General features: G+C 32.4%; 23 protein-coding genes and 1 pseudogene. 12 read left to right on the forward strand and 12 right to left on the reverse strand.

Translation table 11 applies throughout. The features are described from left to right. Nucleotides 1-2: 2 nt before the first annotated feature. Nucleotides 3-1,067: an NAD(P)/FAD-dependent oxidoreductase gene (locus J3R86_RS03820; RefSeq protein ID WP_207518118.1), complete on the reverse strand. Its 1,065-nt coding sequence runs from the start codon at nucleotides 1,065-1,067 to the stop codon at nucleotides 3-5. Between the two features lie 296 nt (nucleotides 1,068-1,363). Here J3R86_RS03820 and J3R86_RS03825 point away from each other — a divergent pair, with 296 nt between their 5' ends. From J3R86_RS03825 to ltrA, 7 genes are all read left to right on the forward strand, one after another. After that, nucleotides 1,364-1,600, forward strand: a complete 237-nt coding sequence (locus J3R86_RS03825; RefSeq protein WP_002463242.1) for a YuzB family protein — start codon at nucleotides 1,364-1,366, stop codon at nucleotides 1,598-1,600. A 12-nt stretch (nucleotides 1,601-1,612) separates the two neighbouring features. Next, on the forward strand, nucleotides 1,613-1,972 hold the full coding sequence (locus J3R86_RS03830) for a HesB/IscA family protein (protein ID WP_002463244.1): 360 nt from the start codon (nucleotides 1,613-1,615) through the stop codon (nucleotides 1,970-1,972). A 398-nt stretch (nucleotides 1,973-2,370) separates the two neighbouring features. Beyond that, complete coding sequence (locus tag J3R86_RS03835) at nucleotides 2,371-3,579, forward strand: NAD(P)/FAD-dependent oxidoreductase (RefSeq protein ID WP_207518119.1); 1,209 nt, start codon at nucleotides 2,371-2,373, stop codon at nucleotides 3,577-3,579. 342 nt (nucleotides 3,580-3,921) lie between these two features. Beyond that, nucleotides 3,922-5,406 carry a leucyl aminopeptidase family protein gene (locus tag J3R86_RS03840; protein ID WP_347563486.1) on the forward strand — a complete coding sequence of 495 codons (1,485 nt, stop codon included), beginning with the start codon at nucleotides 3,922-3,924 and terminating at the stop codon, nucleotides 5,404-5,406. A 275-nt stretch (nucleotides 5,407-5,681) separates the two neighbouring features. Further along, nucleotides 5,682-6,998 carry a Na+/H+ antiporter family protein gene (locus J3R86_RS03845; RefSeq protein WP_207518121.1) on the forward strand — a complete coding sequence of 439 codons (1,317 nt, stop codon included), beginning with the start codon at nucleotides 5,682-5,684 and terminating at the stop codon, nucleotides 6,996-6,998. A 21-nt stretch (nucleotides 6,999-7,019) separates the two neighbouring features. Further along, nucleotides 7,020-7,394 carry a PaaI family thioesterase gene (locus J3R86_RS03850; RefSeq protein ID WP_207518122.1) on the forward strand — a complete coding sequence of 125 codons (375 nt, stop codon included), beginning with the start codon at nucleotides 7,020-7,022 and terminating at the stop codon, nucleotides 7,392-7,394. A gap of 570 nt (nucleotides 7,395-7,964) precedes the next feature. Next, nucleotides 7,965-9,251, forward strand: a complete 1,287-nt coding sequence (gene ltrA / locus J3R86_RS03855; protein ID WP_207518488.1) for a group II intron reverse transcriptase/maturase — start codon at nucleotides 7,965-7,967, stop codon at nucleotides 9,249-9,251. A 95-nt stretch (nucleotides 9,252-9,346) separates the two neighbouring features. Here ltrA and J3R86_RS03860 read toward each other — a convergent pair. From J3R86_RS03860 to kapB, 9 genes and pseudogenes are all read right to left on the reverse strand, one after another. After that, nucleotides 9,347-10,506: pseudogene (locus tag J3R86_RS03860) on the reverse strand (FAD/NAD(P)-binding protein). 365 nt (nucleotides 10,507-10,871) lie between these two features. Continuing rightward, nucleotides 10,872-11,228 carry a Na+/H+ antiporter subunit G1 gene (gene mnhG1 / locus J3R86_RS03865; RefSeq protein ID WP_207518123.1) on the reverse strand — a complete coding sequence of 119 codons (357 nt, stop codon included), beginning with the start codon at nucleotides 11,226-11,228 and terminating at the stop codon, nucleotides 10,872-10,874. Then, on the reverse strand, nucleotides 11,206-11,499 hold the full coding sequence (mnhF1, locus tag J3R86_RS03870) for a Na(+)/H(+) antiporter subunit F1 (RefSeq protein ID WP_207518124.1): 294 nt from the start codon (nucleotides 11,497-11,499) through the stop codon (nucleotides 11,206-11,208). The genes mnhG1 and mnhF1 overlap by 23 nt, the downstream gene beginning before the upstream one ends. Next, nucleotides 11,499-11,978, reverse strand: coding sequence for a Na+/H+ antiporter subunit E (gene mnhE1 / locus J3R86_RS03875; RefSeq protein WP_207518125.1), 480 nt, complete (start codon nucleotides 11,976-11,978; stop codon nucleotides 11,499-11,501). Before mnhE1 ends, mnhF1 begins: the two co-directional genes overlap by 1 nt. A 1-nt stretch (nucleotide 11,979) precedes the next feature. After that, nucleotides 11,980-13,476, reverse strand: coding sequence for a Na+/H+ antiporter subunit D (gene mnhD1 / locus J3R86_RS03880; RefSeq protein ID WP_207518126.1), 1,497 nt, complete (start codon nucleotides 13,474-13,476; stop codon nucleotides 11,980-11,982). Next, on the reverse strand, nucleotides 13,469-13,810 hold the full coding sequence (gene mnhC1, locus J3R86_RS03885; protein WP_207518127.1) for a Na(+)/H(+) antiporter subunit C: 342 nt from the start codon (nucleotides 13,808-13,810) through the stop codon (nucleotides 13,469-13,471). The genes mnhD1 and mnhC1 overlap by 8 nt, the downstream gene beginning before the upstream one ends. Further along, the gene (gene mnhB1, locus J3R86_RS03890) at nucleotides 13,810-14,238 is read right to left on the reverse strand and encodes a Na(+)/H(+) antiporter subunit B (RefSeq protein WP_207518128.1); all 429 of its coding nucleotides are present in this window, start codon (nucleotides 14,236-14,238) and stop codon (nucleotides 13,810-13,812) included. Before mnhB1 ends, mnhC1 begins: the two co-directional genes overlap by 1 nt. Beyond that, nucleotides 14,231-16,633, reverse strand: a complete 2,403-nt coding sequence (locus J3R86_RS03895; protein ID WP_207518129.1) for a Na+/H+ antiporter subunit A — start codon at nucleotides 16,631-16,633, stop codon at nucleotides 14,231-14,233. The genes mnhB1 and J3R86_RS03895 overlap by 8 nt, the downstream gene beginning before the upstream one ends. A 129-nt stretch (nucleotides 16,634-16,762) precedes the next feature. Then, complete coding sequence (gene kapB, locus J3R86_RS03900; protein WP_207518130.1) at nucleotides 16,763-17,146, reverse strand: sporulation phosphorelay system protein KapB; 384 nt, start codon at nucleotides 17,144-17,146, stop codon at nucleotides 16,763-16,765. Nucleotides 17,147-17,209: 63 nt separating this feature from the next. Between kapB and J3R86_RS03905 the strand changes: the two genes are divergently transcribed. The 5 genes from J3R86_RS03905 (at nucleotide 17,210) to J3R86_RS03925 (ending at nucleotide 22,747) form a co-directional block, all read left to right on the forward strand. Then, nucleotides 17,210-17,803, forward strand: coding sequence for a peptidylprolyl isomerase (locus tag J3R86_RS03905; protein WP_207518131.1), 594 nt, complete (start codon nucleotides 17,210-17,212; stop codon nucleotides 17,801-17,803). A 223-nt stretch (nucleotides 17,804-18,026) separates the two neighbouring features. Beyond that, the gene (gene ygs, locus J3R86_RS03910; protein WP_207518132.1) at nucleotides 18,027-18,404 is read left to right on the forward strand and encodes a S1 domain-containing post-transcriptional regulator Ygs; all 378 of its coding nucleotides are present in this window, start codon (nucleotides 18,027-18,029) and stop codon (nucleotides 18,402-18,404) included. Nucleotides 18,405-18,771: 367 nt separating this feature from the next. Then, nucleotides 18,772-19,899 carry an NADH-dependent flavin oxidoreductase gene (locus J3R86_RS03915; RefSeq protein ID WP_207518133.1) on the forward strand — a complete coding sequence of 376 codons (1,128 nt, stop codon included), beginning with the start codon at nucleotides 18,772-18,774 and terminating at the stop codon, nucleotides 19,897-19,899. Between the two features lie 304 nt (nucleotides 19,900-20,203). Continuing rightward, nucleotides 20,204-21,394 (forward strand): ornithine--oxo-acid transaminase, encoded by a 1,191-nt coding sequence (locus J3R86_RS03920; RefSeq protein WP_207518134.1) that lies wholly within the window; start codon nucleotides 20,204-20,206, stop codon nucleotides 21,392-21,394. A 108-nt stretch (nucleotides 21,395-21,502) separates the two neighbouring features. Next, entirely contained in the window at nucleotides 21,503-22,747 is a 1,245-nt protein-coding gene (locus J3R86_RS03925; RefSeq protein WP_207518135.1) for a Glu/Leu/Phe/Val family dehydrogenase, read from the forward strand. A gap of 90 nt (nucleotides 22,748-22,837) precedes the next feature. On the opposite strand, the gene argH is transcribed toward J3R86_RS03925, so the two are convergent. Both argH and J3R86_RS03935 read right to left on the reverse strand, forming a co-directional pair. Then, nucleotides 22,838-24,217, reverse strand: a complete 1,380-nt coding sequence (argH, locus tag J3R86_RS03930) for an argininosuccinate lyase (RefSeq protein ID WP_207518136.1) — start codon at nucleotides 24,215-24,217, stop codon at nucleotides 22,838-22,840. Next, a complete protein-coding gene (locus J3R86_RS03935) occupies nucleotides 24,207-25,412 on the reverse strand; it encodes an argininosuccinate synthase (protein ID WP_207518137.1) in 1,206 nt (401 codons plus the stop codon). Before J3R86_RS03935 ends, argH begins: the two co-directional genes overlap by 11 nt. Between the last annotated feature and the right edge of the window lie 155 nt (nucleotides 25,413-25,567).

Consider the following 25,567-nt stretch of genomic DNA (forward strand, 5'->3'; position numbering starts at 1 on the left):
AATTAACCGTTATGGTATTTATACATCCATAAGACTCCAGATTTCAATATAGAAGCTAGACGACCTGTTACTGTTCGATCCATAATATATGCAAAACCTTGTTTGTCTCCTAAAGAACCAACAACACCTTGAACTTTTAATTCAGGCATTTTCTCTGGCAAAGGTTCATTTTTCCATTGTCTCTTCAATACATCAGCTATTTGATCGCCTTGCACTTCAGCTAATTGAGCACTTGGTGCATGAGGCAAATCAGCACAATCACCGACGACATATACATTCGTATAAGTTGGAATTTGATGATATTGATTAATAATAACACGACCATTACTATTAATATCAATTGGTAAATTCCTAACAATCTCAACTGGTTGAATACCAGCAGTCCAAACAACTAAATCTAGATCAGTTGGTTCACCACAATTGTATATTCTACCAGGTTCGACTTTGTTAATATTAGAATTTGCTACGACAGTGACACGGTGTTTTTCAAACCATTTAGCAATATACTTACTTAATTTTTCAGGGAAAGTTCTTAAAATTCGTGGACCTCTATCATATAAAAATATGTCTAAGTCTGGGCGACTTTCACGTAATTCACTAGCAAGTTCAATGCCACTTAAACCGGCACCTACAATACCGACTTTAGCACCTTGATGTAACTCACTAATGCTATGAAATGTTTCTCTTGATTTAGAAAGTGTTTGAATACTATGTGTGTATTCCTCTGCACCAGGTACATTATGATATTTATCTTCACAACCTAAACCGATAATTAATTCATCATAGTCTATTTTAGAATTTCCAACTGTGACAATTTGTTCATCCAAATTAATATCGCTTATTTCTCCATATACAGTATTAATTTGAGGGTGTTCAGGAAAATGCATTCTAACATCTTTATCTGATTTAGTCCCAGCTGCTAAAGCATAAAATTCTGGTTTCAAACCATGAAATGGCATACGATCAATTAATGTCACATGATAGTTCTTTGGTAATGAATTAGGGAAAATACGTGACATGATACGCATATTTCCATAGCCCCCACCCAATAATACGATGTTCTTCATAATGAAATACCCCTTTATGTATTATTCGTTTACTTATTTGTCATTATAAAATAATTGCTAAGTTCTTAAAAATAAATAAAGTTATAACAATTATCTAATTATAATAAACCCCTTAATATTGTGAATTTTTAAATATATACTTATTATATATTTTTTTCAAATTGACTACAAATAAATATTGTGAAATCATTTTCTCGATTGTGAATATGCGATATAAAAAAATTTGAGCATGTTACATTAAATATGTAGTATTAAAATGCTATAATATTGAAACAAATGATATAAGAAGGTGAAGTATGAATCCGATTGTAGAATTTTGTATTTCAAACATGGCTAAAGGTGGCGACTACGTCTACGATCAACTAGAAAATGATCCCGATGTTGATGTGCTGGAATACGGTTGCTTAACAAATTGCGGTATTTGTTCAGCTGGGTTGTACGCTTTAGTAAATGGTGATATTGTTGAAGGAGATTCACCTGAAGAATTATTACAAAATATTTATTCACATATAAAAGAAACATGGATTTTTTAAGGAGGACATAATATGCCAACAGTAGTATTAACAGAAGCAGCAGCATATGAAGTGAAAGATATGCTTAAAGCTAACGACATGCCAGACGGTTATCTTAAAATTAAAGTTAATGGTGGAGGTTGTACAGGTTTAACATATGGTATGAGTGCTGAAGCTGAGCCAGGTGATAATGACGAAATATTGGAATTTTATGGTTTAAAAGTATTAGTAGATAAATATGATGCACCTGTACTTAACGGTACAACAGTAGATTTCAAACAATCATTAATGGGTGGTGGATTCCAAATAGATAATCCCAATGCTATTGCTTCATGTGGATGTGGAAGCTCATTTAGAACAGCAAAAGTAGCAGGAAACCCAGAAAATTGTTAATAAAATAAAGTTATTGTGATGATAGATTGAACAAATTGGTTATTTAGGTTGGGGTACTATTTTATAGCATCCCAACTTTTTTATTGCCTCTAAAAGTTAAATTATCAAATTAATTTGTATAAAAAAGTACAATTGTACTTTTAGACTAATAAAATAAATTAAATTTTTCACAAAGTAGCTTGAAGTAACTTGAAAATATCATTAAAAAGCTATAGAATTAGAACTGGATTGAAAGTTGTCTTTTTTGTGAACACCACGGGAATTTAAACATAAATTAAAAGACTTAAATTATGAAATGATGATAAACTTGTTGTCATTGTGGTATTACAAGTAATATCCATTTGATAATAACAATTATCACCATTTGGTAAAAAAATATGAAAGCTAAGGTGAATATAATGGCTCAAGATCGTAAAAAAGTACTTGTACTTGGTGCGGGGTATGCAGGTTTACAAGCAGTTACAAAAATGCAAAAATCAATTTCTGCAGAGGAAGCTGAGATTACATTAATTAACAAAAATGATTATCACTATGAAGCTACATGGTTACATGAAGCTTCTGCAGGTACAATTAATTATGAAGATTTATTATACCCTGTGGAAAGTGTCTTGAAGAAAGACAAAGTTAACTTCGTTAAAGCAGAAGTAACTAAAATTGATCGTAATGCTAAAAAAGTAGAAACTGATCAAGGAATCTATGATTTCGACATTTTAGTTGTAGCATTAGGTTTCGTAAGTGAAACATTTGGCATTGAAGGTATGAAAGATTATGCTTATCAAATCGAAAATGTTATCACTGCTCGTGAATTATCACGTCATATTGAAGATAAATTTGCTAACTATGCATCTTCAAAAGAAAAAGATGATAATGACTTATCTATCTTAGTTGGTGGAGCAGGATTTACTGGTGTTGAATTCTTAGGTGAATTAACAGACAGAATTCCAGAATTATGTAGCAAATATGGGGTAGACCAAAACAAAGTTAAAATTACTTGTGTTGAAGCTGCACCAAAAATGTTACCAATGTTCTCTGAAGAATTAGTTAACCACGCAGTTAGCTACTTAGAAGATCGTGGCGTAGAATTTAAAATTGCTACACCAATCGTAGCTTGTAACGAACAAGGTTTCGTTGTAGAAGTTAATGGTGAAAAACAACAATTACATGCTGGAACTTCAGTATGGGCAGCAGGTGTACGCGGAAGTCATTTAATGGAACAATCATTTGATGGTGTTAAACGTGGTCGTATTGTTACTGAGCAAGATTTAACTATTAAAGGTTATGATGATATCTTTGTTATTGGTGACGTTTCTGCATTTATTCCAGCTGGTGAAGAGCGCCCATTACCAACAACTGCACAAATTGCTATGCAACAAGGTGAACAAGTTGCTAAAAACATTAAACATATTTTAAATGGTGAACCAACAGAAGATTTCGAATACGTTGATCGTGGTACTGTATGTTCTTTAGGTTCTCATGATGGTGTAGGTTTAGTTTACGGTAAACCAATTACTGGTAAAAAAGCTGCATTTATGAAAAAAGTTATCGATACACGTGCTATATTCAAAATTGGCGGTATCGGCTTAGCATTCAAAAAAGGTAAATTCTAGGTTTATCAATAATTATCTAAATGATTGAATATGAAGTTAAGTTTTGAGAGGTTGAGACAATTGTCTTAGCCTCTTTTTTATGAGAAAGTCTAGGTTTGGAATTATAAGTGCTAATAAGGACATTTTAATATAAATTGGTTCTCATATTTTGGGGACTGTAAAATAAAAAGTAAATAATTGCGTATCAGTCAAACTTGAGACAGAACCTATACATTCCATTAAGTATTTAACTTTTAATAATAACTAAATGGTACTTTAATTTATGGATTTTATTGATAGTAGAATGAGATAATATATGTAACAATAAACATTAATCAAAGGTTAAAAGGAGTCTATATGGCAATAAATTTTAAAATAAATGAAACGAATACACATATTAACAATTTAGACACTGTTATTATTGGTGTGCCAGATCATTTTAATCAAATAGAGCCAATCATTTTTGAAAACGAAGATTTAACAGCAACATTAGAAATATTTAAACATCGACATATCATAGGAAGTACTTTAGGTAAAATATATTCAACAGCGCTAATGATTGATGGTAAATACAAACGATTAGTAACAATAGGCCTAGGTAATTTAAAAAATTTACAATATGCGGATATGCTAAATATTTGGGGCACCTTATTTCAATATATGAAAGACGAACATATTGTTAATAGTTTCTTAATATTAGATAGTCTGATTACTAAATATAATAAAAATAACGACATGTTATTTAGTTGTGGCTTACAAAGTGAGCGATCAATTTATCAATTTGATGATTATTCTTCAAATAAAAGAGCACCGTTTAATTTGGATATTTACTTACAAAGTAACAAAGATATTGATACTTCTATAATTCAACATGGACAAATAATTGGGCAAGCAATTAATTTAGTACGTTATATGAGTCAAGTTCCATCTAACATTTTAACGCCTCGAGATTTTACACATGATATTCAACAACGTTTTGAAAATTCTGCAGTTACTGTTGATGTTAAATCTGGAAATGATATTGTGACTGAAGGGTTTGGCTTAATTCAAGCAGTTGGACAAGGTAGTAGCAATCATTCAAGTTTAATTACGTTAACTTATAATGGTACTAATAAGACGAAACCTGTTATAGCATTTGTAGGTAAAGGTTTAACCTATCAAGTTAACAACGGATATAGTAGTAATAATCATTCAAAACAACTTATTAGTACAAATATGAATGAAGCAGCTACTATAGTAGCGATAGTTGAAGCTGTTAATAAATTAAAGTTGCCTATTAATATTGTTGCTATCATTGCTTGTGCAGATAATCGACAAAATGTGATAAAACTTAATGATATTTATACGGGAATCAGTGGTGAATCAATAGAAATTGCGAATAATGATGATATTGGCACCTTATTATTAGCAGATGCTGTTCAATATGCTAATCAGTTTCAACCTCAATTAATGATTGATATCGCTATTTTATCTCAAGAAATTATTGCAACATTAGGTAGTGATAAAGCGGCTGTTTTCCAACAACGGAGTGAGGATATGCTCCGACATATTCGAGAAGTTGCTGACTTATATGATGAAATGATTTATGAATTACCATTAACAAAAATTGAGCGACAATTAATTTTACAGAGTGACATTGCAGATTTAATTAACGATACAAATCAATGCCAACAAGGAAAAACACTATTTGATGCTAGTTTTATTTGTCATTTTGCTGGTAACACACCATACATTCATTTTGATATAACTGGTCCTGCAACCAATCATGTTGACACTTATAATGGACCAAAGGGAGCTAGTGGCTTCTTGATTACCACATTGATTCAATGGCTGTTAACATTAAAATAGCTAATATAGATGCTAAATATATGTTTTATAGATATTTTGTAATTTAGACAGTACTATCAAGTTCAACATAGTAAATACAGATAGTAGTTTGTACTAAACTACCCGAAATATAAGATTTAATGAACTGTTATAACTAATGGGGATATTTAATTTATAATTTGTATTTTTTAAAATTTCTAATAATTGACTATTTACTGTTGACAGGTGAATAAGCTACTGCTAAGATAAATTTTATAAACACTTTAGTTCGATAGAGTGATAAAGGATGATAAATTATGATAAATGCAGTGGTAATAGCAGTATTGTTAATGATTATATTGTGCTTATGCCGATTAAATGTAGTCATTAGCTTGTTTATAAGCGCACTTGTTGGGGGTACAATTTCTGGCATGAGCGTTGAAAAGGTGATTAATGTTTTTGGTAAGAACATTGTTGATGGTGCAGAGGTAGCACTAAGTTATGCTTTATTAGGTGGCTTTGCTGCACTAATTTCGTATAGTGGTATTACAGATTATTTGGTAGGTAAGATTATTGAGGCTATACATTCTGAAAATAGTCGTTGGTCTCGTATTAAAGTAAAAGTAGTGATACTAATTGCCTTATTAGCTATGAGTATTATGAGTCAAAACTTGATTCCCGTACATATTGCATTTATTCCTATTGTAATTCCACCATTATTAAGTTTATTCAATGATTTAAAAATTGATAGACGATTAATAGGGTTAGTTATTGGATTTGGACTTTGCTTCCCATATGTGTTATTACCATATGGATTCGGACAAATTTTCCAACAAATTATTCAAAGTGGTTTTGAAAAAGCAAACCATCCTATTGAATTTAATATGATTTGGAAAGCAATGTTAATTCCATCAATGGGTTATGTCGTAGGTTTAATTTTTGGTATGTTCGTTTATCGTAAACCGAGAGAATATGAAGATAGAAATATTTCAGAAGAAGAAATGATTCCACAATTAAAACCTTATATTCTAATAGTCACTGTAGTCGCTATATTGGCAACTTTCCTTGTTCAAACATTTACTAAATCAATGATTTTCGGTGCATTAGCAGGAGTCTTAGTATTTTTCTTATCTCGAGCATACAAATGGTATGAATTAGATGCTAAATTTGTTGAAGGTATAAAAATTATGGCTTATATTGGTGTAGTTATTTTAACAGCAAATGGCTTTGCAGGTGTTATGAACGCTACTGGAGATATTGGTGAATTAGTTAAAGTGTTAACACATGTCACTGGTGATAATAAATTAATTAGTATTATAGTCATGTATCTTATAGGTTTAATTGTCACATTAGGTATTGGTTCATCCTTTGCTACAATTCCTATTATTGCGTCACTGTTTATTCCATATGGTGTGTCTATAGGCTTAGATACTATGGCGTTAATTGCATTGATTGGTACTGCAAGTGCATTAGGTGATTCTGGTTCTCCGGCAAGTGATTCAACATTGGGTCCAACTGCTGGTTTAAATGTCGATGGCCAACATGACCACATTAGAGATACGTGTATACCTAACTTTCTATTCTATAATATACCGTTAATGATTTTTGGTATTATAGCTGCGATGGTATTATAAAGTAGAAGAGGTGATTAATAAATGACGAATTTATTAGAAACGTTTGAAATGACAGTCGACCATAAAGAAGATGGCTATATTGTGATGTCAATGCCCGTTACTGATAAGGTGAAGCAACCATTTGGCTACTTACATGGTGGTGCGACGATTGCTTTAGGAGAAACAGCATGCTCTTTAGGCTCAGCATACTTAGTTGATACTACCCAGTTTATCCCATTAGGTTTAGAAATGAATGCCAATCATATTCATTCTGCCCAAGATGGTCGTGTTACTGCTACTGCTAAAATAATTCATCAAGGTAATAGTACACATGTTTGGAATATAGAAATCACTAATGAACAAGGACAATTAATCAGTGTCATGAGAGGGACCATCGCTATCAAAGCATTAAAATAATAAATTTAAATAAGTATTATATATTATAAAAGAGCTTATCCATGTGAGGGAGAAGCTCTTTTTAATTGTGCGCCCGGCATGGGTAATTACTAGACGGTGAAAGTCCGTTACAGGCTTGGTAGTAGGAACTGTTAGCGAAAGACAAGGGTGTCCATTGTGAAATGGAATCTGAAGGAAGTCGGACGCAAACACTCGCACTGACGAACAGAAATATCATACAAGGCTATGTGGAATGGATGAATCTGCAATACAAGATAAAGTCCGATACTACCCGAGTTCTATATAGTAAATGATGCAGTGGAATGAGTGGAAAGTGGTTACTCTTACCCGGGGAGGTCTCATCAGCGATAAAAAAAATCGTAGTAATAACGAATGATGAGAAGTCAGCAGAGGTCATAGTAGGTAGAAATACTGAAGGACTGAACAATATTCATACAAAGTAAAGAATGGAGGTTAGAGATTTACAACGTACAGAATACAATTAATGATTGGCAACTCATAGAAAGATAAGTAGTGGAACGAAAAAGGATATATGAGTGCGTACAGTAAATCTTAGGTGAAATGAAAGAAATGTATCGTGAGTCTCCATCTATGATGGAGCTTGTTGTAAGAGAGAATAATATACAAAAAGCAATTAAGAAAGTGAAGAAAAACAACGGTGCACCTGGCATCGATGGCATGCGAGTAAGTGAATTAACATCACATTTCGCAAAATACTTTCCACAAATTAAACAAAAACTGCTTGATGGCACGTATAAGCCACAAGCAGTAAGAAAGGTTGAAATACCTAAATCAAATGGGAAAAAGCGCGTGCTTGGAATCCCTGTCGCAAGAGACAGAGTTATCCAACAAGCCATTAAACAAGTCATTGAACCTAGTATCGACCGTACTTTCTCAAAACACAGTCATGGCTTTAGACCGAATCGTAGTACAGGAACTGCACTTAAAGAATGTGCAACATACTATGAAGAAGGTTACTTAGTTGCAGTTGATTGTGATTTAAAACAGTGCTTTGATATGTTGAACCATGATAAATTAATGTATCTATTTGAACGACATGTTCAAGATAAAGCCATTTCTAAATTTATTCGTAGAAGCCTACAGGTTGGTGCAATCGACCTCAATGGTAATTATCGAAGTAGAGAAATAGGTGCACCGCAAGGTGGTGTTATTTCCCCGTTACTTTGTAATATTTATCTTCACGAATTAGATAATGAATTGGAGAAACGTGGTCATCGCTTTGTTCGTTATGCAGATGACTTCGTCATCTTTGTACGTACAAAACGAGCGGGTCAACGTGTCATGGAAAGTGTGACAAAGTTTATCGAAAAAGACCTTAAACTTATTGTAAATAGTGAAAAGAGCAAGGTAGGTTCTATCACACGTTTAAAGTTCTTGAGTTGTCTAATGACCAAAGTAAATGGCACTTATCGTTTCAGACCGACTATGGAAGCAAGAAGAAATTTAAAACGCACCTTAAGACGTCTAACGAAACGAAATAGACCAGGTACCTTTAAAGAGATTATATCAGAAATTAATCAAGTAACACGAGGGTGGATAAATTACTTTGGTAAAGGATTTATTACAGGTTTTGTAACGAAGTTACAATCATGGTTAAACCGACGCATTAGACAACTAATCCTCAAAAGATGGAAAAGAATAAAAACCAAATATAAGATGTTACGTAAGTATGGACTTGACCATAAGAGTGCAATGAAAATTGCCAATTCAAGAAAGAAATACTGGCGCTTATCATCAACGCATGAAGTTCATCGTGCACTTACAACAAAACGTCTCTACAAGTGGGGGTTAGAACCATTAACCCAACTCGCAGAGACGGCTTACGCAAGATATTGAACCGCCGAGTACGGAACCGTACGCTCGGTGGTGTGAGAGGACGGATAATCAAATAATGGTTATCCTCCTACTCGATTATGAAAATTCAGCTATTGTTAAGCACTATGTTGTTGCTTTTTATTAAATGCTTGTTCAAGGCGCTCAGCTGCTTTTCGACCACCCATAATATTTCTAGCAAAAGGACCTAATTCTAAATCTGCAAAACAGCCTGTTACGTATAAATTGGGTAACCATTCTAACTCGTGATTGAGACATGGATAATGGCAGTCATTTAAGGGAGCATGACAGTTGTTAACTAATTGCTTGATTAAAGGTTGAGTCATAAAATGACGATCAAAGCCTGTGGCAACAAGTATATGTTGATAATTAACTTTTTCATCGTCTGTTATAATCATTTGATTTATGGAATCAACACGTTTGATAGGTGCGCGATGAATGATAAGTGAACCATTATTAATATGTTTCTTAAGTCTTAAATATAATTCGTGAGGCATTGATCCTGGATGCTTTTCTTGCATTAAAATTTGATATCTATCTGCCATAGTTGTCATTTTTAAAAAGGGTGACATATTTTTGGGGCCTAACCAAGCAGGATCAGCATCAAAGTCATGAATTTCAAAATCTTTATTAAGCCACAAATGAATAGTTCTATTATGATGTTGCTGTAATAATTTTAAAGACAAGTGTGCTGCAGTAATGCCACTTCCAACTATTGATCGACACATGGATAAATATCATCATTTAGTTGATGATCAAAAATATGAGTAACATGTTTTTGGTTTAGGAGTACATCTGGAATATAGAGTGTATTAGTACTACCAATCGCTAATATCACACAATCTGTTATTAGTTGTTGCTGATTGCTTAATGTAAGATACCATTGATTTTGATGTTGAGATATCGCGTTGACAGTGGCCATGATATGACATTGTTTTAAATCAGCATTGCTAACAGATTGTTTAACATGATTGATGAACATATTTAATTCAGGTCGTTGATAAGGCCCATAAAAAGCATTAGTATAATGATTTATTTTCGCAAATTGTTTTAAATGAAAGGGTTGTGGATGTACGTGATGTACAATTGGTGATCTTAGATATGGCATTTCTATTCGATGAGCATAATCATCAAATCTTTGACAAAGTCTTTCGTGGGGATCAATGATAGATAATTTATGTATAGGTAAACCAAGAGATAATAATTTTAAAGCGATAGTAGTGCCTTGTATGCCACCGCCAATAATTGTCCAATGCATAATAGACCTTCTTTCTATGTTTTTTAAAACGTAATAATTACGATTTATAAAGTATCATAATATAAAGTGCCTAATTTCGCAAATAATTTTGTAAAATACTAGAAAAAGAAGGTGTGTATTTCTATTATATAGAAAGTTTTTTACAATTGATTTTTAACTAGGCTTGTACGGTTATAAACTTTTCAACCTTGTACACTAATCACTGTAATAATAAATATGTTGTGATCATTCAACTATAAAATATTTTTTCAAAATCATTAATAAATTGTAGTAGCTGTATATTACAAAGAGTCAACAAGAGAAAGATAAAAAAAACTGTCAATGAAGGGTAATTAACTTCATTGACAGTTAAGTAATAACTAATTTTATAATTTAGTATCTTTTAAGTCTTTTTCAATTTCATCTATTTTTGTCTTCTTTGTATAGGGTGTTTTAGTATTATATGCTGCTTTCATAATCATATGACTAGAAAGAGGTCCGGTAATTAAAACAAAGATAATCGCAATAATAATTTGCATATTTACTGTACCTTTAGTAGCTATGAAGTATAAAAATGCTCCGAAAAGTAGAGACATAGCACCAAGTGTAGCTGCTTTGCCAGCTGCATGGGCTCTTGAATAAATATCTTCTAAGCGTATTAAACCGATAGCTGCTACAACACTAATCAATGCACCTATAATAACAAAGATAAGTGAGATACTAATCATGATGTTGTTGATCATGTTCAATCACCTTACCTTTATCCATAAATTTAGAAAATACTGCAGTACCTAGGAATGCTAAGATTCCTATTAGCATAATAACAACAATCATATAGCTTATATCAAGAAGAATACTAAATAGAGCAATAACAGCCATTAATTGAAGACCAATAGCATCTAATGCAACGACTCGATCTGCAAGTGATGGGCCTAAGATAACCCTGATTAACATAAGTAACATTGATATTACTACAATGATTAAAGCAATGACTATAATTATTGTATGATCCATTATTCGTCGCCCACCTCTCTAACAATCTTCTCTAATGATGATTTAATACTAGCAATTTCTTCTTCAGTCGTTGAAAAGTCTATGGCATGTATATAAATTTTACTTCTATCATCACTAACTCCTAATACAACTGTTCCCGGTGTCAACGTTATTAAGTTAGACAATAGGACAATTTGCCAATCCGTTGTCAAATCGGTTGGATAGACAAAGAATCCAGGTTGATTATTAATTGTTGGTTTAATAATAATTTTTAAGACATCTAAATTAGCTTTAATTAATTCTATAAGAAACACTACAATTAATTTAATAATGCGATATAAAGTAATAATATAAAATCTACCTGGTAATACTCTGTGCAGGAGATAAACTAAAATTAAGCCGAAAATAAAGCCTAGTACAAAGTTGTTCATATTGTAACTATTTGTTACAAACAACCAAAAGATAGCAATGATTAAGTTAAGTACTAATTGAATTGCCATTTTATTTACCTCCTAAGACACTTTTGACATAAGTTGTTGGATTATAGAAAGTTTGTGCACCTTCTTTTATGATTGGATATAAATAATCTGCAGATAAGCCAAACAGCACAATAACAACAACAGAGATACAAGCGATAGACGTTAAATAAGTGACTTTAACTTTATTATTTACATCATAACCTTTAGCTTGACCGTAAAATCCTTGTAGGAAAATGCGGATAACTGAATATAAGACAACTAAACTAGAAAGTAAAACGATCATACCACTTAAATAAAATCCTTTTTCAAAAGTAGCTTGAACGATGTAAAATTTACCATAGAAACCGCTTAGTGGTGGGATGCCAGCTAAACTTAATGCTGCGATAAAGAAAGACCATCCAAGGACAGGATAACGTTTGATCAAACCTCCAAATTGTCTTAAATCAGCTGTGCCAGTAATTTTAATCATAACTCCAATTAATAAAAATAACGATAATTTCACTAACATATCATGTAAAGTATAGTAAATCGCACCAATCATACCAGCTTGTGTCATCATTGCAACACCAACAAGTATGACGCCGACAGCTATCATAATATTATAGAGAATGATTTTTTTAATATCATAGTATGCTATAGCGCCAACACAACCAAATATGATCGTCATTAAAGCTAAAAATAATATGACATAATGTGAAAAACTAACTGAATCACTAAAGAATAAACTTAAGGTTCTTGCTATAGCGTATACACCAACTTTTGTTAATAAAGCTCCGAAAAACGCGATGATAGGGATAGGTGGTGCATAGTAGGCGCTCGGTAGCCAGACAAACATTGGGAAGACCCCAGCTTTGGTAGCAAAAACAAAAATAAACATAATAAAAACAATGTTTACTAATCCACTGTCGTGAGAAGATAGATTTGTCAATTTATTACTAATATCAGCTAAATTTAATGTTCCAACAACAGAATATAGTATAGCTACACCCATAACAAAGAAGGATGAAGATACTACATTAACTAAGATATACTTAATCGTCTCTTGCAATTGGATTTTAGTCGAACCAATGACTAATAAGAAATAAGAAGACATTAAAAATACTTCAAAGAATACAAACATGTTAAAGATATCACCAGTAGTAAACGCACCAATAATACCAATTAACATAAACATCATTGAGAAATAGTAATAATACGTTTCACGTTCAATACCAATGGAACGGTATGAATATAAAATAATAAAAGTTGTAATGATAATACTAATTACAATGAGTAAAGCACTAAAAATATCTACTACAAAGACAATACTATATGGTGCTTTCCATGACCCTAATTCAACTTTTATTGGGCCTTGTTGTAAAACATAGCTTAAATTTACTATAGCTATAATTAATGTTAATAAGGTACCGCTTAAAGCAACATAACGTTTTACTAAAGGACGTTTGCCAATAAAGACGAGTAATATTGCTGTGATAAGTGGTATGACTAATGGTAAAACAAGCATATTACTTTCAATCATCTTGTGGCACTCCTTTCATATTTTCAACGTTATCTGTTCCTAATTTTTTATATGTTCTAAAAGCTAATACTAAGAAGAAGGCAGTTGTTGCAAATGCGATAACAATGGCAGTTAAAATTAAAGCTTGAGGTATAGGATCAACATAGCTTTGAATGCCTTTTTCATAAATAGGAACAGTACCATGTTTTAGTCCGCCCATTGTAATTAAAAATAAATTGGCTGCATGTGTTAGAAGGGTAGTACCCATAACAATTCGTATCAAACTTTTAGACAAAACGAGGTAGACACTAATTGCTGTGAGTATACCACTAACAAATATCATAATAATTTCCACTAGTCGTTCTCTCCAATCGAAATAATAATTGTCATGATAGTACCTACCACTGCGCATAAGACGCCAAAGTCAAAAAATACTGCTGTCGTCATATGCATAGGTTGTAATAAAGGTATTGGAATATCAAAAGTGACATGTGTAAAGAAATTTTTGTTCATAAACCAACTAGCAATTGGTGTGCCGACACAAAATGTTAAACCAATACCGATAAGTAATTTAAAATCTAACGGAAATACTTTACGCATTGTTTCTATATTGAATGCAATTGTGATAATAACCAACGCACTGGCAAATAATAAACCGCCAACAAAGCCTCCGCCAGGTGTATAATGCCCAGCTAAGAAAAGTGAAAAACCAAAAATCATAACCATGAAGAAGATAATAATTGCAGCAAATTGCAAGATAATATCATTTTGTTGTCTATTCATGATTTTTCACCTCACTTTGTTGTTTAGGCTTTTTTCTAAGTTTAATCATTGTATAAACTGCTAATCCTGCAATACCAAGTACGGAAGATTCAAATAAAGTATCCATACCACGGAAATCTACTAAAATGACGTTAACCATATTTTTACCGTGTGCTAAATCATATACATGATCTTGATAATATTTAGCTATTGAATCGTAATGTCTATTACCGTAAGCAATTAAACCAATGACGATGACGACCAAACCTACACCAGCAGATATAAGTGCATTAGTTATTTTGAAACTACGTTTTTCATTGTATCTATTTAAATTAGGTAAATGATAGAAACATAATAAGAATAATGCAGTTGAAATGGATTCGACTACAAATTGTGTTAAAGCTAAGTCAGGTGCTTTAAAGAATATAAAAAGTACTGAAACAGCATAGCCTACAGCGCTTAACATAATAATGCTAAATAATCTGGATTTAGCAAAGACAATTAAGAATGCTGCACTAAGTAATAAAACGACTATACCTAATTCAAAGAGTCTGATCGGACTTACATCTTTAAAGCTTACGTGAAATGGCACACTTAATAATGTTGTAACGGTTAGTAGTATTAATACACCAAAAATAATGACTAAATTATTACGTGAATAATCAGTAACATAGCTATCAGTCATGTTTTTAGAAATACTAGGCATATAGTCACCGCTACGGTTATACCAATAATTTAAAGTTAATTGAGTTGGTTGTTGTTGTAATAGGCGAATCCAATGGCTAAACGTTAATATGAGTATGATACCAGTAATATAAATAGCTAATGTTGAGATGAACGCTGGTGTAATACCATGGAATAAATGAAACTCAATATTATCAATTGTTGACTGATTAATTGCAACTGTTGCCGGTTGAATAATAGAGTTGGTTAATATTCCAGGGAATAAACCAAAGACAATAACTAATATTGCTAAAATAGCTGGTGAAATTAACATTAATAGCGAAACTTCATGTGCTTGTTTTGGTAGCTTTTCCGGTTGATAATGACCGAAGAAAATAGACATAATAAATTTAATAGAATAGACAAAGGTAAAGATACTACCAATAATAGCTACTATCGGGAATAATATACCTAACCCATTTAAGCTAAAGATATTAGCATGTGTAACATTAATCATAGCGTCTAAGAATGACTCTTTAGACAAGAAACCATTGAATGGTGGTATACCAGCCATACTTAAAGCTGTAATAACAGTGATAGTAAAGGAAATAGGCATGATTGTTAATAAACCGCCTAATTTTTTGATATCACGTGTACCAGTTGCATGGTCTACTGCACCAGTCACCATGAATAATGCACCTTTAAATGTTGCATGGTTAATTAAGTGAAATATTGCTGCTGTAAAAGCTGCTGCGTATATTTGACTATTAGCGCCTTGGAAATGATAACTCACCGCACCAATACCAAGCATTGACATAATCATACCTAATTGAGATACAGTAGAAAATGCAAGGATCCCTTTCAAATCTTGTTGCTTTGTAGCATTTAATGATGCCCAAAATAGAGTGATTAGTCCGACAACAGTAACAGTCCAAATCCAACCAGCAGATATAGCAAATATTGGTGTCATGCGAGCAATTAAATATAATCCAGCTTTAACCATTGTTGCTGAGTGCAGGTAAGCACTTACTGGTGTAGGTGCTTCCATTGCATCGGGTAACCAAATATAAAATGGAAATTGAGCTGATTTAGTAAATGCACCAAGCATGATTAAAATCATGGCAAAAATAAAGTATGGACTATTGTGAATGTCACTAATATGTTGAATCATATATTGAATGCTAAATGAATTAGTAGATAACGATAGTAAAATTAAGCCACCTAATAAAGATAATCCACCTAGTACTGTAATGATTAAGGATTTTTGCGCACCATAAATAGATGCTTGGCGTTCTCTCCAAAATGAAATTAATAAAAAGCTTGAAAAAGAAGTTAATTCCCAGAATAAATATAAAATAATGACATTATCTGATAGAACTACTCCTAACATAGCACCCATAAATAGTAATAAATAACAATAAAAATTACCAAGTTGTTCAGATTTACTTAAATAACCAATCGAATATAATACAACTAAACTTCCGATTCCTGTAATAAGCAAACTAAATAGTAAACTTAAGCCATCAAGATATAAATTAAAATTCATACCAAAATGAGGCATCCAATTTAAGGTTTTCATTACAGTATGACCTGACATCATCGTTTGAATTAAAGACAGTAAATAGATAAATATAACGATAGGTACAGGCAATACGAACCATCCTAAATGTATACGTTTAAAAAATCTATACAGGATAGGAATAATGAGTGCGAATATTAACGGTAAAATGACCGCAATATGTAACCAACTCATTAAGTTGTCCTCCTTTAAAAAATATTTATGCTACTCATTATACATGAATAGCATAGTTCTGAAAAACGTCTTAATTCCTTATAGATACTGAATTTCAGATATCTTTAAATAAGAAGAAACACGTCATTTTTAATTAAAATTTTCTTTATATTGGATTGAATAATCTTCTTTTAAACGTGCCAAACTTGCTAATGACATTTCAGCGTGGGTAGTTCCACTCTCTATAAGTTCATTCTCTAATTTAGTAATAGCTTGTTGTAGTGAATCTTCGTAACGCATCTCTTCAACATTAAAGTCTCTTAATTGTGAACGTTTTGCATAGCGCTTTTCAAAATGACTCAATGCTTTACGTTCATGAAAAAAGACACCTTCAGTATCATTTGGACTATGAAGATCTCCTTGTTTAGGGTGTTTAATCACTTGTTCAACTTGTACAAGTACTTCATCATCTTTATCTTCAACGATTGCTACGCCGTACACACCCGTTTTATGTGAAAATCTATATAGCTTCATGCTATTTTCCTCCCTTAAAAATATGTTAATATATATGTATCATAACATGAATGGAGAATAAAAATGGCTAACTATCCTCAGTTAAATAAAGAAGTTCAACAAGATGAAGTTAAAGTAGTAATGCATACTAATAAAGGTGACATGACTTTTAAATTGTTTCCAAAAATCGCACCAAAAACAGTAGAAAATTTCGTAACACATGCTAAAAATGGTTACTATGATGGAATTACTTTCCATCGTGTTATTAATGATTTCATGGTACAAAGTGGAGACCCAACTGCTACAGGTATGGGTGGAGAAAGTATCTACGGTGGCTCATTTGAAGATGAATTTTCTTTAGAAGCGTTTAACTTATATGGTGCTTTATCAATGGCAAATGCTGGTCCAAATACTAATGGTTCACAATTTTTCATTGTGCAAATGAAAGAAGTACCTCAAAATATGCTAAGTCAATTAGCAGATGGCGGATGGCCACAACCGATTGTTGAAGCATATGGCAAGAATGGTGGAACACCATGGTTAGATCAAAAACATACAGTATTTGGGCAATTAATTGAAGGTGAATCAACTTTAGAAGATATTGCTAATACTAAAGTCGGTCCACAAGATAAGCCTGTACATGATGTTGTTATTGAATCAATTGACGTAGAAGAATAAGTTATAATTTTTTTATATGTAAATATTATTAACACAAGGTGATTACACTTATCGTAATTATCTTGTGTTTTGTTGTATAAAATTTAAAGAACCAAATTAATACCACCTTGCTTACGTAAGTATTTTACAGAAAATTGTAATATTTTAATGTTTTAAATAGTCCCGAATTTCTATTTATGCTATGATAATAATGTTAAGTAAATCGAAATAAGGGGTTATTAAGTTGAATAACTACAAAATTGGCCAACATATCAAGGTACGTGTGACTGGTATTCAACCTTATGGTGCGTTTGTAGAAACCCCTAACCATACTGAAGGACTAATCCATATTTCTGAGATTATGGATGATTACGTGCATAATTTGAAAAAATTTTTATCAGAGGGTCAAATAGTTAAAGCTAAAATTTTGTCTATTGATGATGAAGGGAAACTAAATTTATCTTTAAAAGATAATGATTACTTTAAGAATTATGAACGTAAAAAAGAAAAACAATCAGTATTGGATGAAATAAAAGCAACAGAAAAATATGGGTTTCAAACACTTGAAGAACGTTTACCGGTCTGGATTAAGCAGTCAAAAAAAGCAATTAAAAATGACTGAATTGATAGATACGTGCCACAACATAACAGTACTATCCACAATAATTGGGTAGTACTGTTTTTTTGATTTGAATAAAAAGTATAAAATCATATACGCTAATCGCTGCAAAAAGATGACATGGACTTTAATATATTGATAGCTTGATGGAACAGTTCTTTATTTACCTTACAATGCCAGCAAAAGTAATTGTCGGATGATCATAACTCATGAATTATCAGGGAGTGGGAAAGAAATAATTGATTCAATATCAATTATTTATAAATTTTTTCTCAGACTTATCGTTTATAAATAGTATCAAACAGATTATTGGAGTTATAACAAGCTTGATGTTATAGTCATTACATTAATTTTAGGAGGCGTATGATCAATGAATAGTAAATATGAACCTTTATTTGAGTCGTTAACACTTCCCAATGGTGTTCAACTTAGAAATCGTTTTGTTTTAGCGCCCTTAACACATATATCATCTAATGATGATGGTACGATTTCAGAAGAGGAATTGCCTTATATTGAAAAACGTTCTAAAGATGTGGCGATTGCTATTAACGCAGCAAGTAATGTTAGTGATATTGGTCAAGCATTTCCAGGACAACCATCAGTTGCACATGATTCTGATATACCAGGTTTAAAAAGATTAGCAGCTGCAATGAAGAAAAATGGAGCTAAAGCACTTGTTCAAATACATCATGGTGGAGCTCAGGCACTTACAAATTTAACACCTGATGGTGATGCCGTCGCACCAAGTGCTATTTCATTAAAAAGTTTTGGACAACAACATGAGCATCATGCTAGAGAAATAACAGCTACAGAAATAGAACAAACAATTAAAGATTTTGGAGAAGCAACTCGACGTGTAGCTGAAGCAGGATTCGATGGTGTAGAAATCCATGGTGCAAATCATTACTTAATACATCAATTTGTGTCTCCGTATTATAATCGTCGAAATGATGTATGGGCAGATAATTATAAATTTGCATTAGCGGTAGTTGATGAAGTACTAAAAGCTAAAGAAAATTATGCCAACAATGATTTTATTGTAGGATATAGATTATCTCCGGAAGAAGCTGAATCTCCAGGCATTACAATGGATACTACAGAACAATTGGTTAATAAACTTTGCCATACCGCAATTGATTATATTCATGTCTCTATGATGGATACACATGCTAAAACACGAGAAGGTCAATACGAAGGGCAAGAACGTTTACCTTTAATCAAGCGTTTTGCGAATGGTCGCAAACCAATTATTGGAATAGGATCAGTATTTACAGCAGATGATGCCTTAGATGCAATTGAAAATGTTGGTGTCGACTTGGTAGCACTTGGTAGAGAAATATTATTAGATCCGCAATTCATTGACAAGATTAAACAAGGTCGTGAACAAGATATTGTGAATTATTTTGATCCACAAAGAGAAGATCTCCATCATTTAACACCAAAACTATGGGAACAATTTAATAAAGGTTTTTACCCTGTACCGCGAAAAGATAAATAATATAAAACCCTTGATACCACTGAATTTTGTAGCTATAAAAATTTAGTGGTTTTTTAGTTTTTTAAAAGAAAAAAATATAAAGAAATAATCAATTTGTTTTAGTGTAAAATTATCAAATATTTTACTTGTAAAAGAGACAAAGAGTATGTCATTATAAATGTAAGGGTTTTCAAAATAGACAAATTTATCTAGCTACCAATAATAAATATTTTATTGAGTGACATAACATCTGCTTTGAAAACTAATAATAAATTGAATAATATTTCATGTATAATAGTTATAAATGAAGTAAAGGGGAGATAAGATGACTAGATCAGAAGAAATTATTGAGTTAACAAATCATTATGGAGCGCACAACTACTTACCATTACCAATTGTCATTTCGGAAGCTGAAGGGGTATGGGTTAAAGATCCTGAAGGCAATAAGTATATGGATATGCTTTCTGCGTATTCAGCAGTTAACCAAGGTCATAGACATCCGAAAATTATTCAAGCATTAAAAGATCAAGCAGATAAAGTTACATTAGTTTCACGTGCATTTCACAGCGATAATTTAGGAGAATGGTACGAAAAAATTTGTAAATTATCTGGCAAAGAAAAAGCATTACCAATGAATACTGGCGCAGAAGCTGTAGAAACAGCACTAAAAGCTGCACGTCGTTGGGCATATGATGTTAAAGGGATTGAACCAAATAAAGCTGAAATCATTGCGTTAAATGGTAACTTCCATGGTCGTACAATGGCACCTGTGTCATTATCATCAGAAGCAGAGTATCAACGTGGCTATGGTCCATTATTAGATGGTTTTAGAAAAGTTGATTTTGGTAATATAGAGGCATTAAAAGAAGCGATTAATGATAATACAGCAGCTATACTTGTAGAACCTATTCAAGGTGAAGCAGGTATTAACATTCCACCTGAAGGCTACTTAAAAGCAATTAGAGAATTATGTGATGAACATAATGTTTTGTTTATTGCTGATGAAATTCAAGCAGGTTTAGGTCGTTCAGGTAAATTATTCGCAACAGATTGGGATAATGTCAAACCAGATATTTACATTTTAGGTAAAGCATTAGGTGGAGGTGTATTCCCAATTTCAGTTGTCTTAGCTGACAAAGAAATATTAGATGTCTTTACACCAGGTTCACATGGATCAACATTTGGTGGTAATCCATTAGCTTGTGCAGCTTCAATTGCTGCATTAGACATTATTGTGGATGAAGATTTACCAGGACGTTCATTAGAGTTAGGTAATTATTTCAAAGAACAATTACAACAAATTAAACATCCATCAATTAAAGAAGTACGTGGACGTGGATTGTTTATTGGTGTCGAACTTAATGAAAGTGCTAGTCCATACTGTGAAGCATTAAAAGAAGAAGGGCTATTATGTAAAGAGACACATGATACGGTCATTCGATTTGCTCCACCACTAGTCATCACTAAAGAAGAATTAGACTTGGCATTAGAAAAAATAAGACATGTATTTCAGTAAGATCAAAAAGTAGTAACAATCAATTTGTAAAGACTTTAAAAAGAAAAACGTTATGTTACAATATGTTTGAAAGCGAAATCATTAGTAAAAGAAGAGGCGAAAAGGATCATGACTGAGAACAATAATTTAGTAACTTCTACTCAAGAGATTATTAAAGAAGCATTGCATAAATTGGGATTCGATGAAGGTATGTATGATTTAATTAAAGAACCATTAAGAATGTTACAAGTACGTATACCAGTACGTATGGATGATGGTACTGTTAAAACATTTACAGGATATCGTGCACAACATAATGATGCTGTTGGACCTACTAAAGGTGGGGTACGATTCCATCCTGATGTTGATGAAGAAGAAGTTAAAGCATTATCAATGTGGATGACTTTAAAATGTGGCATTGTGAATTTACCATATGGCGGTGGTAAAGGTGGAATAGTTTGTGATCCACGTCAAATGAGTATACATGAAGTTGAGCGTTTATCTAGAGGGTATGTAAGAGCAATCTCTCAATTCGTTGGACCAAATAAAGATATTCCAGCGCCTGATGTGTTTACTAATTCACAAATCATGGCCTGGATGATGGATGAATATAGTGCACTTGATAAATTTAATTCACCTGGTTTTATTACAGGTAAACCGATTGTGTTAGGTGGTTCTCATGGCCGTGATAGATCTACTGCATTAGGTGTTGTTATTGCAATTGAACAAGCAGCGAAACGCCGTGGTATGAATATTGAAGGTGCTAAAGTTGTTATTCAAGGCTTTGGTAATGCCGGTAGCTTCTTAGCTAAGTTTTTATATGATTTAGGTGCTAAAATTGTTGGTATATCAGATGCTTATGGTGCATTACACGATCCAAATGGTTTAGATATTGATTATCTATTAGATCGTCGTGATAGCTTTGGAACTGTTACAAATTTATTTGAAGAAACAATTTCAAATAAAGAGTTATTTGAATTAGACTGTGATATCTTAGTTCCAGCAGCAATTTCTAACCAAATCACTGAAGATAATGCACATGATATTAAAGCTAGTATCGTAGTAGAAGCGGCTAACGGTCCGACTACTCCAGAAGCAACACGTATTTTAACTGAAAGAGACATTTTACTTGTACCAGATGTATTAGCTAGTGCAGGTGGAGTAACAGTTTCATACTTCGAATGGGTTCAAAATAATCAAGGCTATTATTGGACTGAAGAAGAAGTAAATGAAAAATTACGCGAAAAATTAGTGACTGCTTTTGATACGATCTACGAATTAGCTCAAAATAGAAAAATTGATATGCGTTTAGCGGCATATATCATTGGTATTAAACGTACTGCTGAAGCGGCAAGATACCGTGGTTGGGCTTAATATTTGAACAGTTGAGATAACAAACAGTAAAAGGCTATCTTATTTGATTGTAATCAAATAAGATAGCCTTTGTTGTTATTATTAAAACAATTATTGGTGTAATAATGTTTTGGCTACGTTTAATTGATGACGTACAGCATCTTGTCCAGTTGAACCGTAACTTTGTCTACGTTTTAAACAATTTTCAGGTTGTAAGTAATCATATACATCGTTTTCAATACTAGGATGATGCTTTTGGTAGTCATCTAAAGAAACATCTAATAAATAGTGTCCGTGTTGGATACAATCTAAGACGATTTTACCTACAATTTCGTGAGCAGTTCTAAATGGAATGTCTTTACCTACTAAATAATCAGCAAGTTCTGTCGCATTTGAAAAATCTTGTTTGACAGTTTGATTTAACCGCTCTGTATTAACCGTCATTGTATCAATCATACCTTCAAATATACGTAATGATCCTTTAATCGTATGAATAGCATCAAATAATCCTTCTTTATCTTCTTGCATATCTTTATTATATGCCAGTGGTAATCCTTTTAAAGTCATTAACATACTCATTAAATGACCCGTAGTTCTACCAACTTTACCACGAATAAGTTCTGCCATATCTGGATTTTTCTTTTGTGGCATGATAGATGAGCCAGTAGAAAATGCATCTGATAGTGTAATAAACTTTGCTTCATCCGTTGACCAAAAAATAATTTCTTCAGCAAATCTAGATAGGTGAACCATTGTCAAAGAAATATTATGCAATGTTTCTACTATATAATCTCTATCACTAACAGCATCCATACTATTTTCGTAGACAGCAGCAAAATCTAATAACTTTGTAGTTTCGTGCCTATCAATAGGGTAGGTTGTACCACTTAATGCTGCGGCACCTAATGGGTTAATATCAATACGTTTTAAACTATCATTGAAACGCTGACGATCACGTTGTAACATCCAAAAATAAGTCATGATGTGATGAGCAAATGATACAGGTTGTGCACGTTGTAAATGCGTATAACCAGGCATAATCGTATTAATATGTTTGGCAGCAATCGTATAGATAGATTGTTGTAAAGATTGTATTAAAGCAATGATGTCATTTACCTGTTCTTTAGTATAAAGATGCATATCAGTTGCAACTTGATCATTTCTACTTCGACCAGTATGCAATTTACCTCCTGCATCTCCAACACGTTTAATCAATTCATGTTCGATATTTAAATGAATATCTTCAAGTGAGGTACTGAACTGAATATGTCCATGATGATAATCTTGTTGTATTGATTTTAGACCAGTGATAATAGCATCTTTATCAACTTCACTGATAATATGTTGATTTGCGAGCATGGTAGCATGAGCGATACTGCCTTCAATATCTTGATCAATTAAAGTTTGATCAAAATGGATAGATGCATTAAAGTCATCTACCCATTCCTCAGGTTGTGCTTGAAATCTGCCTCCCCAAGCTTTATTGCTCATTACTATATCCTCCATGTAAAATTGCATTGACTTGAGTAGGTAAACCATAAATATCAATAAATCCAACAGCAGCATCTTGATTGAAGGCATCTTCTTTTGTATACGTTGCTAATTTTTCATCATAAAGTGTGTATGGTGATTTTCTACCATTAACTATTGTATTACCTTTAAATAGTTTTACTCTAACATCACCAGTTACATATTGCTGTGTACTATCGATAAATAATTTTAAACTGTCAGTTAAAGGTGAGAACCATAAACCATTATATAATTGTTCGGCAAATTGTTTTTCAATTACTGGTTTAAAATGTGCAACATCTTTCGTTAAAGTAATTGTTTCTAATGCTTTATGAGCGGTTAAAATTACTTCAGCAGCAGGTGTTTCATAAATTTCTCTTGATTTGATACCTACTAATCTATTTTCAACATGGTCAATTCTTCCAATACCATGTTTTCCAGCTAAAGTATTTAAAGTCAATATTAAATCATCTAAGTCATAATCTTTGCCATCAATTTGAACAGGAATACCTTTATCAAATGTCATAATAATTTCATCGGCTACATCAGGTGTTTCTTCTAAGGCATTTGTTAAATCAAAAGCATCTTCTGGTGGTTCAGCATATGGATCTTCTAAAATACCACACTCATTTGCTCTACCCCATAAATTTTGATCTATAGAATAAGGTGAATCGTGATTAATTGATACTGGAATATTATGTTTAATGGCATAATCGATTTCTTCTTCACGGCTCCATGCCCATTCACGAACAGGTGCAAAAGCTTTAAGATTTGGATTTAATGCTTTGATAGCAACTTCGAAACGTACTTGGTCATTACCTTTACCAGTACAACCATGAGCAATACCAACAGAGTTTGTTTTCTCAGCAATTTCTACTAACTTTTTAGCAATAAGTGGTCTTGATAAAGCGGACACTAAGGGATATGCATTTTCATACATCAAGTTTCCTTTAATTGCGTAACTGACATAATCTTCGCTGAATTCTTTCGTAGCATCGATAATATGGCATTCAACAGCACCCATATCTAATGCTTTTTGATAAACGATGTCTAAATCTTTACCTTCTCCAACATCTAAACAACATGCCACCACATCATAGCCTTTATCTATTAACCACTGAACTGCAACACTTGTGTCTAGTCCTCCTGAATATGCTAAAACAATTTTCTCTTTCATAAAATTCACCTCTTAATAATTATCAGAATATTTAGTATGAACACATCATAACAGACTTTTTATGAAAATAAAACCATTTTTATACATATTTATTCATAATATAAATATGAGAACAATGTAAAATTATCTATAAATACTGATATTAAAGGATTTGT

Source organism: Staphylococcus simiae (assembly GCF_017357005.1).
Lineage (GTDB): Bacteria > Bacillota > Bacilli > Staphylococcales > Staphylococcaceae > Staphylococcus > Staphylococcus simiae_A.

Coding starts and splice junctions, on each gene's coding strand:
- J3R86_RS03820 (WP_207518118.1), bottom strand. CDS start 1,067: ATGAAGAACATCGTATTATTGGGTGGGGGCTATGGAAATATGCGTATC.
- J3R86_RS03825 (WP_002463242.1), top strand. CDS start 1,364: ATGAATCCGATTGTAGAATTTTGTATTTCAAACATGGCTAAAGGTGGC.
- J3R86_RS03830 (WP_002463244.1), top strand. CDS start 1,613: ATGCCAACAGTAGTATTAACAGAAGCAGCAGCATATGAAGTGAAAGAT.
- J3R86_RS03835 (WP_207518119.1), top strand. CDS start 2,371: ATGGCTCAAGATCGTAAAAAAGTACTTGTACTTGGTGCGGGGTATGCA.
- J3R86_RS03845 (WP_207518121.1), top strand. CDS start 5,682: ATGATAAATGCAGTGGTAATAGCAGTATTGTTAATGATTATATTGTGC.
- J3R86_RS03850 (WP_207518122.1), top strand. CDS start 7,020: ATGACGAATTTATTAGAAACGTTTGAAATGACAGTCGACCATAAAGAA.
- ltrA (WP_207518488.1), top strand. CDS start 7,965: ATGTATCGTGAGTCTCCATCTATGATGGAGCTTGTTGTAAGAGAGAAT.
- mnhG1 (WP_207518123.1), bottom strand. CDS start 11,228: ATGATCAACAACATCATGATTAGTATCTCACTTATCTTTGTTATTATA.
- mnhF1 (WP_207518124.1), bottom strand. CDS start 11,499: ATGGATCATACAATAATTATAGTCATTGCTTTAATCATTGTAGTAATA.
- mnhE1 (WP_207518125.1), bottom strand. CDS start 11,978: ATGGCAATTCAATTAGTACTTAACTTAATCATTGCTATCTTTTGGTTG.
- mnhD1 (WP_207518126.1), bottom strand. CDS start 13,476: ATGATTGAAAGTAATATGCTTGTTTTACCATTAGTCATACCACTTATC.
- mnhB1 (WP_207518128.1), bottom strand. CDS start 14,238: ATGAATAGACAACAAAATGATATTATCTTGCAATTTGCTGCAATTATT.
- J3R86_RS03895 (WP_207518129.1), bottom strand. CDS start 16,633: ATGAGTTGGTTACATATTGCGGTCATTTTACCGTTAATATTCGCACTC.
- kapB (WP_207518130.1), bottom strand. CDS start 17,146: ATGAAGCTATATAGATTTTCACATAAAACGGGTGTGTACGGCGTAGCA.
- J3R86_RS03905 (WP_207518131.1), top strand. CDS start 17,210: ATGGCTAACTATCCTCAGTTAAATAAAGAAGTTCAACAAGATGAAGTT.
- J3R86_RS03915 (WP_207518133.1), top strand. CDS start 18,772: ATGAATAGTAAATATGAACCTTTATTTGAGTCGTTAACACTTCCCAAT.
- J3R86_RS03920 (WP_207518134.1), top strand. CDS start 20,204: ATGACTAGATCAGAAGAAATTATTGAGTTAACAAATCATTATGGAGCG.
- J3R86_RS03925 (WP_207518135.1), top strand. CDS start 21,503: ATGACTGAGAACAATAATTTAGTAACTTCTACTCAAGAGATTATTAAA.
- argH (WP_207518136.1), bottom strand. CDS start 24,217: ATGAGCAATAAAGCTTGGGGAGGCAGATTTCAAGCACAACCTGAGGAA.
- J3R86_RS03935 (WP_207518137.1), bottom strand. CDS start 25,412: ATGAAAGAGAAAATTGTTTTAGCATATTCAGGAGGACTAGACACAAGT.